This is a genomic window from Lysinibacillus sp. NPDC096418 (assembly GCF_044762775.1).
Classification (GTDB): Bacteria; Bacillota; Bacilli; order Bacillales_A; family Planococcaceae; genus Lysinibacillus.
In genome coordinates, this window is record NZ_JBIWEY010000025.1 from 1 (window position 1) to 12268 (window position 12268).

Here is a 12268-nt window from a genome sequence, read left to right on the forward strand (position 1 = left end):
CACGAACACCCTTGCGTTAAGCTAACTATTACTTCTGCCTTCACAGTTCGGGACTTGCACCCTATAGACTACACCCATGCTAGGCGCACATAAAAGTGTGTCCGATTTGATTTATTCGGACACACTCCACAATTAATCTTCTAGTTTTAGGATAAATTCTCGCATTAATCCCGGTAAATCTGGCCATGCATGACCACTTACAAGGTTACCGTCAGTATGCAAATTGGCGTTAATGTAAGTACCACCCGCTACTTGAACTTCTGGTTTGCAAGCAATATAGGCCGTTAGCTCGCGTCCTTCTAGTACCTCAGGGATTGTTGCGAAAATCTGTGCTGCGTGACAAACTGCTGCAACCGGCTTATTCTCCTCAAAGAAATGGCGCACAATTGCCGGTACATACTCGTTTAGACGAATATATTCGGGTGCTCGACCTCCCGGAATAATTAACCCATCAAATTGCTTCGGAACAACATCTTCAAAAGCTGCATGGGCCTCTAATCCGTACGCGGGACGTTCGATATATGTATCGACGCCATCTACAAAATCATGCAAGACAGTTTGTAGCTTCTTTGCTGAAGGTGCTGCAATCGTCACAGTATAACCTGCTTCTAAACAACGGTAATACGGATAATAAATCTCCAATGCCTCTACTGCATCGCCAGCAATAATCAAGATATTTTTTGACATCTTTCCCATCCCCTTTTCTTTGTGAATCTAGTAGCTTAATTCGACACTTAAGAGAGATTACCTGCTGAATTTTTGTAATTTTCATAAAATAATAAGAAGCAAGAAAAACCGCTTCTACTATTCTTTCAATAACTGATGTAAAACAAATAAAGGACCTCGAACAGGCCCTTTAAATTAGAATCCCTATTCAATTAATCTTGCTCCTCATTTTATCTTATATTTTCAAATGTAATGCTTGCTTGTCGATTTTCCCGACAATTGTTTTTGGTAATTCATCTATGAAAATTACCTTTTTTGGCATTTTGTATTGACCTAAATGAGTCTTACAAAGTAGTTCCACTTCTTCTAAAATAGCTTTTGTTTGAAGATTACATACAATGAAGGCTGTGACGATTTCACCCCAATAATCATCCGGTGCGCCAATTACAGCAACCTCCGTCACTAGTGGATGACGTAAAATACACTGTTCTACTTCTTGCGGATAGACATTTTCACCACCACTAATAATCATTTCCTTTCTTCTACCTACAATATAATAATCCCCATCGCTATCCACTTTTGCTAAATCGCCAGTCTTCAGCCAACCATTTTGGATGGTTTGTTCGGTTTCGTGAGGATTATTCCAATAAAATCTAAACATATGCTTTCCTTTTACGAATAGCTCACCAACTTCATTTGGCGCACAAACAGTACCCGCCGCATTTACGATTTTCACTTCATTAAATTGCATACTTTTTCCGACTGCACCTTTTTTAAAATAGGCTTCTTCGCGTGTAATGAAAAAATTGTTTGGTCCTGCTTCTGTTAAACCATACCCTTCTTTAAAGTAAAGCCCTTTATTAAAGAAGGCATCATATATTGGAAATGGACATGGAGCACCACCAGATAAAAATACTTTTACTGTTGGAAACTTGTTTTCTTTAAAATAGCTAGTTGTAATCATAGCCTGATACATGGTAGGCACAAAAAGTGAAATTGTAGTCCGATAATGATTGATAGCAATCAGCGCTTTTTCTGCCTCAAATTTATCACCAATAATTACTGTACCACCGGCCATTAACAATGGGATACACAATGCATTAATGCCACCTGTATGGAACATCGGCATATAATTTAACGTGCAATCCTGTTCACTTACTCCCCAGCTAACAATTGTATTTAGTGCATTCCAGTTAATTGAATTGAAAGAAAGAACGACTCCTTTTGCCTTGCCAGTAGTCCCACCCGTATAAATCATGAGCCAGGGATCATTTAAGTCCATTGGAGTAATTGTAGGTGATGCTGTAACTTCGTTATTCAACTGTAACGGTTGCATTTTATCTAAAGAAATTGGACATGGTATTTCTGGATCGTAAATAAGTAATGAAGGTGTAGCATCAGCAAGTATATGGTTCAATTCTTCTGTACTTATGCGCCAATTCAAAGGAACATAAATAAGTCCTCTAAGCCCACAAGCAAACATCACTGCAAACAAATGAATATTGTTCCTTGCATAAATGGCTACACGACTACCAACTTGGAGGTTCTGTCGTTCAAAATAATGACTCCATTTTGCTATTTCACTAGCTAGATGTTGATAGGTCCATTGTTCATTTGTTTCGAGGTTAATCAGTGCCAGTTTAGTCGGGGTTAGGGTTGCACGTTTCAATATCCAAGCTTGCTCCACATTCATCTTGACCGGCCTCCTTTACTACATCATAATTGCGCCGTCTACATGAAGCGTGTGACCACTGACATAAGAAGCCTCATCTGACGCTAAAAATAAATAGGCATTAGCAATATCTCGCGGTGCGCCTAACCGTTGTAATGGCACGACTGAGCGCATTTGGTTAAGTATCGTTTCTGGCATTTTTTTCACCATCTCAGTTTCAGTAAATCCTGGTGCCACTGCATTGACATTGATGCCTTTACGTCCCAGCTCTTTCGCCCATGTTTTCGTCATCCCTACAATCGCTGCTTTTGCCGCTGCATAATTGGTCTGACCGACATTACCATAAATCCCGCTAACCGAGGAAGTATTAATGATTTTGCCACTGCCAGCTGCAATCATATGTGGGATAACTTCTTGTGTACAATGGAAAACACCGCTTAAGTTAACATTTAGAACTTGCTGAAACTGTTCATCCGTCATTTTTGTTAGCATGGCATCTCTTGTAATACCCGCATTATTCACTAAAATATCGATTTGACCAGCTTGCTCCATCACAAATGTAACTAAATTTTTCACACTCTTTCTATCCGCAACATTTACTTTAACGAAAATTGCTTGGTCACCTAGCTTTTTCGCAGACGTTATACCAGCATCCTCATCAAAATCGGCGATATACACTAATGCACCTTCTTCAATAAAACGCTCAGCTGCTGCATACCCAATTCCGTTTGCTGCACCTGTAATAATCGCTACTTTATTGTTTAAACGCATAATTTTTTCCTCCTATTTCTAAAAAACTTTCAATTTTTGAAATAAGCTGTGGTAAATCATCAATCAGCGGAGAATGGCCGCAGTTTTCTAAACATTGAAATTGTACATTTTGACCTAAATCTTCAATTGTTTCATTTTTCATCTGCTCTGTAATTACGTAATCCCGATCGCCTCTTAACACTAAAGTGGGAATGTTAATATACTGGGCTCCTTTTGTTCCCTTTGCCACTTCATTATCAACCTTGCTTATATTGAAGGTGTTTAATGCATGATAAACTTCAGCAAGGTTTCGTTGCGTGAACATATCCTCTACATAGACACCATAATGATTTGCTTCTGGTTGATTATGAGTATAAATAAGTGCATTCCAAACAGCTTTTAAACCTTCCACGTTATGTGTATCGTAAAATCCCTGCACTAATTTGGTTTTGGATGAATCTAGTAATACTTCTTCGTAAGTAGTTGCTCGTTTTATGGATGCCTGATTCCCTGTACCAAGATCTGTATAAAATGGATATCCTCTCGTAGAAGCAGATGCTAGTAAGACGAGTCGTCGGCAGTATCCAGGGTAATTTGCAACAAATTGCATACCTATCGCTCCACCTGTTGACCAGCCAATTAAATCAAATTGACTTAACTTTATCGCATCTACAAAAAGTTTTACATCATCACTAAAATCTTTTATACTTGTAATCGGTTTGTGATAGGATGAACCACCAAAACCACGTAAATCAATTGCATATATCGTATATTTCGGATCTAATGCTTCGATAAATACATCCCAATGTTTTGAAGATGTCATATTTCCATGAATTAAAAGTAAATGGTGTGCACCACCCTCACGTTTACGATATGCAATCGATTCTCCATTTGATAATTGTACTGTTAACAACATTTTTCTTCCTCCTTATCCCCAGCGAATTGTTATAGCTCCCCAAACATAGCCAATACCCGCACCTACTAATGTCACAATATGCCCATCCTGTATACGTCCAACTTCTAAAGCGGTTTGAAGCGATAATATTTGATCAATTTGTCCAATATGACCATAGTTCCGTAAATAGATTGATTGGTCCTCCTGCAGCCCAAGTGATGACAGGACATAATCATGTGCCGACTTCTTCATATGCAGCATTGCTAAGTAGTCCAACTCTTTTTCACTTAACCCACTTTTCGATAAAGAACTCCGAATCACCTTTAAAAAATTGCTTAATGACTTTTGTTCAAGACGTTCCTTCATGCCTACCGGATCAATAACATCTAATTTGTATAAATTATTTTCTAAATCTTTAGGAGTTATAGGTTTCTTTGTACCACCAACTGGCACAAGTACGTCCTCCGAAAAAGACCCATCTGTGATAATGGCTGCTTCTAGCAAGTGATTTTTCTCATAGTTTTTTTGTAAAATCAAAGCACCACCGCCAGCTGCCAAATTAAACATAAAACGAGCTCTTGGGTTTTGATAGTCTATAAAGTCCCCGTTTCGATAGCCTCCAGCAAGTAACACGGTTTTAATAGATTCATCAGATTCCATTAAACTTTTTGCTAATTTCATTGCCATTATTGTCGTGCTACACCTCAATTGGACATCAAAGGCCCAGGCATTTACTGCACCAAGTTCTTCTTGCATTTTGATAGAAGCGGTCCAAAGTGGATATTCCTTATGTTCTTCACCTATATACATCACAACATCAATTAATTTCGGTTCGATGTTTGCCTTTTTTAAAGCATCTTGTGCGGCCCAAATCCCCATCTGAACTGTATGATCTTCTGGACCGGGAATAGGCTTTTCATATATCCCCATTTTTTGACGAATGATTTCTTCCGGTATATCAGAAAGAGCTGCAATTTCTTGTGACGTCATCTTCGTTTGTGGAATATAAATTCCTGTACTCACAATACCTACAGTCATTCAAACCGCTCCTTTTCTTGCGGAAGAGAAGTTGGAGCTTTCTTTCTCTCGTTTAGTTTGAAACGCCATTTCCAAAGTAGCATTCGAATGGAACCAATGATTCCTTTCGGGAAAAAGATTACCGCTAAAATATAGAGAATACCAAAGAAGATAATCCAGCGTTCAAATATTGGATAATCTCTCGCTAATCCAGAAAGCGTATGCTGTGCATATTCAATGACTGCCGCTCCAAGTAATGGACCGACTAATGTACCAACCCCACCGATAATCGTCATTAATAACGCATCGAGTGTAATATCCATCGTCATTACACTTGTATTAACAAAACGCAGAGACAGCGAATATAAAGATCCTGCTAAGCTTGCCACAACACCAGCGACAACAGAAGCAATCACTTTATAGTGCAATGTGTTATAACCTAATGATCTTGTTCTTTGTTCGTTCTCCCGTACTGCAATTAAAATTCTGCCAGTAGGAGAATTTACGAATCGATAAAGCGCTACAAAAATAAGGACTAAACAAGTTAATACGAAGAAATAAAATGTAATTCGATCTTTAAAAATTTCAGGTGCTCTAAATGTAAAGCCGTCATTTCCATATGTGATAGAACGCCATTTCTCAGCAACGACTAAAAACAAACCTGAAAATGCTAAGGTAAGCATTGCAAAGAAGTGACTTTTCAAACGTAGCGTAAGTAACCCTACAAGGAAGCTAATAAACCCTGCAATTAACATACCAACCACAATTGACAATATAAAGATAGCAATCGAGGTATCCATTTGCTTCAGCATAACGGCCGTCGTATAGGCACCAATACCAAAAAACATTGCGTGTCCAAAAGATACAATGCCTGTATACCCCAGTAAAATGTCATAGCTCATCGCTAAAATCCCAAATATAAAAATTTGCGTTAACAAAATGATAAGCGTACGAGAATCGTTAATGAACGGGAAAAGGATTAGGAACACAAGAATGAGAAAAAAACAAAGATACTGCCAAGAGAGCTTTTTCATCATGTTGATCTCTCCCTTCCTAGCGTAAATAAGCCTTGAGGACGGAAAATTAACACGATAGCCATTAAAATCATATTGACGGCAAGTGATAAAACAGGCACATAATAAGCCATGAAGCTACCCGCTAACCCCACTAAGATTGCCGCTAAAAGTGAACCAGAAAAGCTACCCATCCCCCCAATTACGACGACAATAAATCCTAAAATGGCGTACTCCATGCCCATCTCTGCATAGATGACACCTGAATATGGAGCCATTAACATGCCACTTAGGGCTGCTAATGCCGCTCCGACCATAAATACATAGAGAAAGACCCTTTTAATATGAATGCCAAGTGCTTGTGCCATTTCCTTATCCTGTACACCTGCACGGACGATTAGCCCAATCTTCGTTCGCTTCAGCATATATTGGAAAATGCTAAAAATCACAAATCCTACTACAATGATAAATAATCGATATTTAATGATAATAACGTCGCCAACTTCCCAGCTTCCTGCTAAATAGCTTGGTGTTTGCACCGGTACACCATTTGGTCCAAATACAACTTTTATCATTTCTTGCAAGACAAGCATTAACCCTAACGTAATTAAAATTTGTTGAATATGATTGCCATAAACCGGTGTAATAATGAATTTCTCAGTTACTAGCCCTAAAACTGCACCTGTCAAAAGAGCCCCCACAATACCTATTAAAAAGCTCTCTGTAGACATATACGTAAAGATTCCCGCGTATGCGCCCCATACAAATAAACCACCATGCGCAAAGTTTAAAACGTCCATCAGCCCAAAAATAAGGGTTAGTCCTGCTGCCAGTAAAAAAATTAACATTCCAGTTGCTAAACCGTTAATAATTAAATTCGCTAATAATTCCAATGTGCAACACCTCCTTTACCCGATTCCAAGATATCTTCGTTTTAACTCTTCATTATGGACTAGATCCTCCATTCTTCCAGCATGTACAGTTCGACCATCATCAATTAAGGTATACGTATCTCCAATACGACTAGCCATGATGAAATTTTGCTCGACCAGAACAATCGATGTTTGCTTCTTCATCTCAACAATTGCCTCCATCACTTTCTCCACAACAATAGGTGCGAGCCCCTTAGATGGTTCATCAATCAACATCAATTTACTATCATTGATAAATGCTCGTGCCATGGATAGCATTTGTTTTTGACCACCTGAAAGATGGCCGCCAGCTTTTTTCCAAAATTTCTTTAGGTCTGGAAAAAGCTGAAGTACATAATCTTGCCGCTCAAATGCTGCCGTGTCTTCCTTACGCATTGCTACTTTCATATTCTCCTCGACCGTTAAATCAGCAAAAATCCCTTGATTCTCTGGCACATAGCCAACCCCTAATTTTGCAACCTTATAAGTTGGAATTTTCTTAATGGAGTGTGATTGAAATTCAACTTCACCTTTAGAAGCGGGTGTTAGCCCCATGATTGTTTTTAAAGTCGTAGTTTTTCCAGCACCATTTCGGCCGAGAAGTACGCTCACTTGCCCCTCCTTCGCCTCGAAATTTACCCCCTGCAAAATGTGGTACTGGCCTATATGTGTATGAACGTCTTTTAAGTTAAGCAAGGTGTTCATCATAAAGACCCCCTAGGTAAGCATTTTGTACAGTTTCATTTTGCATGATTTCATTTGGCGTCCCGTCTGCAAGTAATTGACCATTAAATAACACCATGATGGAATCTGACAAATCTAATATCATATCCATCTTGTGTTCAATGAGTAAAATAGTTTTGTCGCCGTTATTTTTTATCGAACGTATGACTTCCAAAATTGCAGGTACCTCTTCCAAAGACATCCCTGCAGTTGGTTCATCGAGCAATAGTATTTCGGTATCAAGCGCTAGGAGCATGGCAATTTCTAGTTTTCTTTTCTCACCATGTGATAGCATCGTAGTAACGGCATCTCTTTTGTTGTCGAGCAACACAAGCTTTAATAATTCATCTGCTTTTTCCGTAATGGCACAATAGCTTTTATAATGACGAAAGATTTGATATCGTACTTTCTCTTTTGATTGGACGGCTAATCGCACATTTTCTAAAACAGTCAAATTAGGAAAGACATTAGTAATTTGAAACGAACGTCCCAACCCCATACGAGTTCGTTCTATCGAGGATTTTTGAGACAGAGACTCCCCTTTAAAGTAAACGTCACCGCTAGTTGGCTTTAATTCACCACTAATTAAGTTGAAAAAAGTTGTTTTCCCCGCTCCATTTGGTCCAATGATTGATTTTAATTGTTTCTCTGGCATACTAAAATTCACATTATCGACCGCTGTGTGCCCGCCAAAGCGTATTGTTAAATTGTTTGTTTGCAAAATAGGCTCCATCACAACTCCCCCTTCCTCTATCTCTCTTCACATACTCTCAGTAGAAAGTAGATGAAGAGAGACAGAACGTAATGCGCACTCTGTCTCCTTACAAACCTTTGCAGTAAATCTAATTCATAACTGGTGGAGCAGTCTCTTCAGGACTTAGCTCACGGATAAGCACTGGCACTGGATAGTCAAATCCTTCTTGTTTTTCTAAACGAATCGAATACATCGATTGTAAGGCTTGGTGATCATCCTCTCGGAAAGTCATCGTTCCTTTTGGTGTTTCGAATGACATACCTTCCATGATCCCGATTAACTTATTTGCATCTGCATCACCTTCAGATTTTTTCAAAGCTTCAACAATTGAAATGGCAGAAGACATGCCTCCTGGTGTAAATAGGTCAGGTACTTCATTAAACCGTTTTTGATGTTCATCTACTAACCACTTATTCACATCATTTTGTGGTAGTGTGTGATAGTAAACAGAGAAGCCCTCCATGCCTACTAATGGATTCATGAATTTCAAGGCAATAATATCTGGGGCTCCTGTCGAAATTTTAATGCCTTTTTCTTGAAGTTTAAGATCAGCAATTTGATTCCATGGAGAGTTTGCTCCCGCCCAAACTACAAATAGATAGTCTGGTTTAGCATCAATGATTTTCTGTAAGTTTGAAGTGAAATCAGTTGCCGCTGGATCTGCGAATTCCTCTTTAACTATTTTCGCACCAAGTTTTTCTGCTGCAGTTTTAAATGCTTCGACACCGTCCCAACCAAATGAATAGTCAGGTGCAAATGTTGCAATTTTTACATCTTTTCCAGCAATCGCTGCCGCTGCTGCATACGCATCTTGTGACGAATTACGTCCTGTGCGGAAGATATACTCATTAAACTCTGAGCCAGTTATACTATCTGCCACTGCTGGTTCGACAACCATGATTTTTTCGTATTCTTCTGCTAACGGTAAAACTGCAAGCGTATCACCAGAGCTAGAGGAGCCTACTAGAAAATCGACCTTATCATCTTCTAATAATTTTGTTGCCTTCTGCACGGCTACTTCAGGCTTAGTTTCTGTATCTTCATAAATAATTTCAATTTTTTTGCCGTTAACCTCCATAGTGCCATCTGTTGCATACTCAATTCCTAAATCAAAACCGCGTTGTGTTTGCTTGCCATAAGACTCCAGTGCTCCCGTTAACGAGGCAAGTACACCAATTTTAATCGTGCCTTCTTCAACAGTGCCTTCAGTGCCTTCAGTCCCCTTGTCATCATCAGCAGTTGTAGTATTATCTGCTGGTTTATCCCCGTTACATGCCGCAACGACCATTGTCAGTACAAGTAATAACAAAGCTAGCCAATATTTTTTCATTACAAAACCCCTTCCTGTAAGTGAGATGTTTCGTAAGCGCTTTCTTCGCTGTGCTTTAACTATATAAAAAGCAAGTTACAAATCAGTTACAGATGCTTTGAAATAAAGTTGGATCAAATAAATTAATAACTAATTAATCGATAGAAAATGACCCCTTTTCCAGTTCCGTATCTTACATTTAAGCCTAAGCGAGAAAGCTATAACAGGCGGTTGCGATGCAAGTAATTAATTTTATAAAGTAGGGCACCTCCTCATTGACCTTATAGGTAAATTTTTATATACTAAATTTAACCTAACAGGTAAATATTGTTTCTTTAAAGGGGGGACAGATATTGACAAAGTTATTAGATTTAACCCCTCAAAGGAGGGACACAATTCTAAATGCGGCATTAAAAGAATTTTCATCAAAAGGATATGACGTCGCTTCTACAAATGTAATCGCAAAAGAAGCCGGAATTTCTAAAGCTCTTATGTTTCACTATGTAAGTAGCAAGCAGGAGCTTTTTCTTGTTGTGTATGATTACTTCTCAGAACTACTTAAACATGAATATTTTGAATTGATGAATTATGATGCAAAAGATATTTTTGACAGGCTACGGCAATCATATCTTTTGCAAATTAAATTATCGGAAAAGTACCCTTGGATTTTAGATTTTAATAAACTTTCACGAATTACTAATTCTAACGAGGTTAATGAAGAACTCGAAAATAGAACACACAAAGAATATTCAAGCTGTTATCCTAATTTATTTGATGAAATAGATGAAGGTAAATTTAAAGTAGGCTTGGACATCGAAAAGTGCAAACAATTTATTCTTTGGGCTAATGTTGGATTTACTAATGAAATATTGGAGAATATTAGAAATTCAGAATCTCCAGCCATAAACTATGAATTTGTTGTTGAAAAAATTGATGGATACTTTGATGAACTGAGAAAAGTATTCTACACACCAGGCAATGAATAAGGGATTGGGAAATGTGCGTTCAACATGATAAAACGTATGCCTGTACTTATCAGTTTCGTACTGGCACTACACTTGTGGTACTAGTCATTTTCAATAATGCACGACAGAGGAGGGATATGAGATGTTTGATGCACGTGAGCCGATAATCGTAGAGTTTCCTCTGAGAGGAGAATGGCACTCGCCTAACACTCCAGGGACAAAAATTCCGAGTCACGGTACAAACCGATTCGGATCAAGATATGCTTGTGATTTTATACAAGTGGATTGGGAAAGAAAAGGTTGGCCCGCCTATCGCGTTAGTTTGGCGCAATATTTACTTTTTGGTGTTCCCTTAGACGAATATTATTGTTGGGGCCAAGATGTATATGCTCCTTGCGACGGGATCATTGTCCAAGCAGAGGATGGTTATCAAGAACGAACACGAACAAAATTGCTTTCAGATATGTCTAATGCTTATAAAAACGCTCGTTATTTCAACCCCAAAAAAGACGACATACAATCCGTTGCCGGCAACTACATCATTATAGAATGTGGCGACAATGTATATGTTGGATTAGTCCATCTTCAAACGGGGTCAATTCAGGTTTCAGTTGGTCAGCGTGTTAAAAAAGGTGACGTTATTGGTAGAGTTGGTCATTCAGGTAACTCCTTTGCTCCACATTTGCATTTTCAACTTATGGATAGCAGTGACGTAGCTATTGCAAACGGATTACCTTTTGCTTTTGAACAATACGAATTATTTAAAAATGGCACATGGGAAAAAGTAAAGAATGGGATTCCAACAAATAAGGATAGAATAAGGTTTTAAAAGCCCAATGAATAAAACTGCATAAAGGGGTACCCTCAGGGAATCCGCACTTTCCTGAGGGTACCCCTTTAGAGTTGTGATAATGTCTTTATCAAAAAGGTAATAGTAAATAGTTAAACTTCTTTGAAACCATTCTTAGCGCTTTTCAGCAGTCTATGGCCTGTAATCCACACTGCCATCCCGGTTCCCCATAATGTCAGGGCTGTGCTAAAACCAATAGATGTCCACCATGCCATAATTTGATGATTCCCCCAAGTTACGCTTACAGGGAAAGTAAGCAGTGTGATTACCGAAAACATACAAAGGAGTGAACCCGTAATATAATAGATTTTGACCTGGAAAAGGTTTGCCAGAGGAAAGAAATGAGCACCTACAATAAGAGCCATAACAGGGACAAACAAATCTAAGTGATTGGTAGATTGGCAAATTACGGAGGCTGCGGCTATCAATACTCCTTCTAAACCGAAAATAATGCCGAACCACCTATTCTTTCGTTTCCAACGAAGGGCATCCCCTTCCACCATCTTATTTGATAACATTTTTGAATTCATTATCAAAACGATTCCTCCAGTAAGTAGTAAAATTCCAATCAGCAGGGATAAAATCAACAGCCAGACAAATCCCCAGCCCTGCAGTCCTCTAATTCCAATACCTGCCCACATAGTACCAAAAAACGCCATGAAGATAACTCCACTAGCTGTCCCGCGCACAGCAGCTCTGGGAATGATGGTTTGCGCCATATCATGAACCCTCCTCTTTCAATT

At 38.8% G+C, this 12268-nt stretch carries 13 protein-coding genes; 2 read left to right on the forward strand and 11 right to left on the reverse strand.

Translation table 11 applies throughout. The features are described from left to right. Nucleotides 1-132 precede the first annotated feature (132 nt). The 10 genes from ACIQZG_RS16695 to ACIQZG_RS16740 all read right to left on the reverse strand — a co-directional run bounded on the left by ACIQZG_RS16695 (nucleotide 133) and on the right by ACIQZG_RS16740 (nucleotide 9731). Nucleotides 133-687, reverse strand: coding sequence for a DJ-1/PfpI family protein (locus ACIQZG_RS16695; RefSeq protein WP_402756617.1), 555 nt, complete (start codon nucleotides 685-687; stop codon nucleotides 133-135). A gap of 214 nt (nucleotides 688-901) precedes the next feature. Beyond that, entirely contained in the window at nucleotides 902-2359 is a 1458-nt protein-coding gene (locus ACIQZG_RS16700) for an AMP-binding protein (RefSeq protein ID WP_402756618.1), read from the reverse strand. Between the two features lie 18 nt (nucleotides 2360-2377). Continuing rightward, nucleotides 2378-3109, reverse strand: a complete 732-nt coding sequence (fabG, locus tag ACIQZG_RS16705; protein ID WP_402756619.1) for a 3-oxoacyl-ACP reductase FabG — start codon at nucleotides 3107-3109, stop codon at nucleotides 2378-2380. Further along, complete coding sequence (gene phaZ / locus ACIQZG_RS16710; RefSeq protein WP_402756620.1) at nucleotides 3093-4004, reverse strand: intracellular short-chain-length polyhydroxyalkanoate depolymerase; 912 nt, start codon at nucleotides 4002-4004, stop codon at nucleotides 3093-3095. The genes fabG and phaZ overlap by 17 nt, the downstream gene beginning before the upstream one ends. Nucleotides 4005-4016: 12 nt before the next feature. After that, nucleotides 4017-5021 carry a 3-oxoacyl-ACP synthase gene (locus ACIQZG_RS16715; protein ID WP_402756621.1) on the reverse strand — a complete coding sequence of 335 codons (1005 nt, stop codon included), beginning with the start codon at nucleotides 5019-5021 and terminating at the stop codon, nucleotides 4017-4019. After that, a complete protein-coding gene (locus tag ACIQZG_RS16720; protein ID WP_402756675.1) occupies nucleotides 5018-6034 on the reverse strand; it encodes a branched-chain amino acid ABC transporter permease in 1017 nt (338 codons plus the stop codon). Before ACIQZG_RS16720 ends, ACIQZG_RS16715 begins: the two co-directional genes overlap by 4 nt. Continuing rightward, nucleotides 6034-6906, reverse strand: a complete 873-nt coding sequence (locus ACIQZG_RS16725; RefSeq protein WP_402756622.1) for a branched-chain amino acid ABC transporter permease — start codon at nucleotides 6904-6906, stop codon at nucleotides 6034-6036. The genes ACIQZG_RS16720 and ACIQZG_RS16725 overlap by 1 nt, the downstream gene beginning before the upstream one ends. 15 nt (nucleotides 6907-6921) lie before the next feature. Continuing rightward, complete coding sequence (locus ACIQZG_RS16730) at nucleotides 6922-7629, reverse strand: ABC transporter ATP-binding protein (protein ID WP_402756623.1); 708 nt, start codon at nucleotides 7627-7629, stop codon at nucleotides 6922-6924. Further along, nucleotides 7613-8380, reverse strand: coding sequence for an ABC transporter ATP-binding protein (locus tag ACIQZG_RS16735; protein WP_402756624.1), 768 nt, complete (start codon nucleotides 8378-8380; stop codon nucleotides 7613-7615). The genes ACIQZG_RS16730 and ACIQZG_RS16735 overlap by 17 nt, the downstream gene beginning before the upstream one ends. Nucleotides 8381-8489: 109 nt before the next feature. Continuing rightward, the gene (locus tag ACIQZG_RS16740; RefSeq protein WP_402756625.1) at nucleotides 8490-9731 is read right to left on the reverse strand and encodes a substrate-binding domain-containing protein; all 1242 of its coding nucleotides are present in this window, start codon (nucleotides 9729-9731) and stop codon (nucleotides 8490-8492) included. Nucleotides 9732-10063: 332 nt separating this feature from the next. On the opposite strand from ACIQZG_RS16740, the gene ACIQZG_RS16745 reads away from it, so the two are divergent. Beyond that, entirely contained in the window at nucleotides 10064-10696 is a 633-nt protein-coding gene (locus tag ACIQZG_RS16745) for a TetR/AcrR family transcriptional regulator (RefSeq protein WP_402756626.1), read from the forward strand. A 121-nt stretch (nucleotides 10697-10817) separates the two neighbouring features. Then, nucleotides 10818-11504 (forward strand): M23 family metallopeptidase, encoded by a 687-nt coding sequence (locus ACIQZG_RS16750; RefSeq protein ID WP_402756627.1) that lies wholly within the window; start codon nucleotides 10818-10820, stop codon nucleotides 11502-11504. Nucleotides 11505-11617: 113 nt separating this feature from the next. Here the strand turns inward: ACIQZG_RS16750 and ACIQZG_RS16755 are convergent, their stop codons facing one another. Then, a complete protein-coding gene (locus ACIQZG_RS16755) occupies nucleotides 11618-12244 on the reverse strand; it encodes a DUF7010 family protein (RefSeq protein WP_402756628.1) in 627 nt (208 codons plus the stop codon). Nucleotides 12245-12268: the final 24 nt, after the last annotated feature.

Bases quoted from the DNA above. Each gene is read 5' to 3' on its own strand.
- phaZ (WP_402756620.1), bottom strand. From the start codon at position 4,004: ATGTTGTTAACAGTACAATTATCAAATGGAGAATCGATTGCATATCGT.
- ACIQZG_RS16700 (WP_402756618.1), bottom strand. From the start codon at position 2,359: ATGAATGTGGAGCAAGCTTGGATATTGAAACGTGCAACCCTAACCCCG.
- ACIQZG_RS16740 (WP_402756625.1), bottom strand. From the start codon at position 9,731: ATGAAAAAATATTGGCTAGCTTTGTTATTACTTGTACTGACAATGGTC.
- ACIQZG_RS16720 (WP_402756675.1), bottom strand. From the start codon at position 6,034: ATGAAAAAGCTCTCTTGGCAGTATCTTTGTTTTTTTCTCATTCTTGTG.
- fabG (WP_402756619.1), bottom strand. From the start codon at position 3,109: ATGCGTTTAAACAATAAAGTAGCGATTATTACAGGTGCAGCAAACGGA.
- ACIQZG_RS16750 (WP_402756627.1), top strand. From the start codon at position 10,818: ATGTTTGATGCACGTGAGCCGATAATCGTAGAGTTTCCTCTGAGAGGA.
- ACIQZG_RS16695 (WP_402756617.1), bottom strand. From the start codon at position 687: ATGTCAAAAAATATCTTGATTATTGCTGGCGATGCAGTAGAGGCATTG.
- ACIQZG_RS16730 (WP_402756623.1), bottom strand. From the start codon at position 7,629: ATGAACACCTTGCTTAACTTAAAAGACGTTCATACACATATAGGCCAG.
- ACIQZG_RS16755 (WP_402756628.1), bottom strand. From the start codon at position 12,244: ATGGCGCAAACCATCATTCCCAGAGCTGCTGTGCGCGGGACAGCTAGT.
- ACIQZG_RS16715 (WP_402756621.1), bottom strand. From the start codon at position 5,021: ATGACTGTAGGTATTGTGAGTACAGGAATTTATATTCCACAAACGAAG.
- ACIQZG_RS16735 (WP_402756624.1), bottom strand. From the start codon at position 8,380: ATGGAGCCTATTTTGCAAACAAACAATTTAACAATACGCTTTGGCGGG.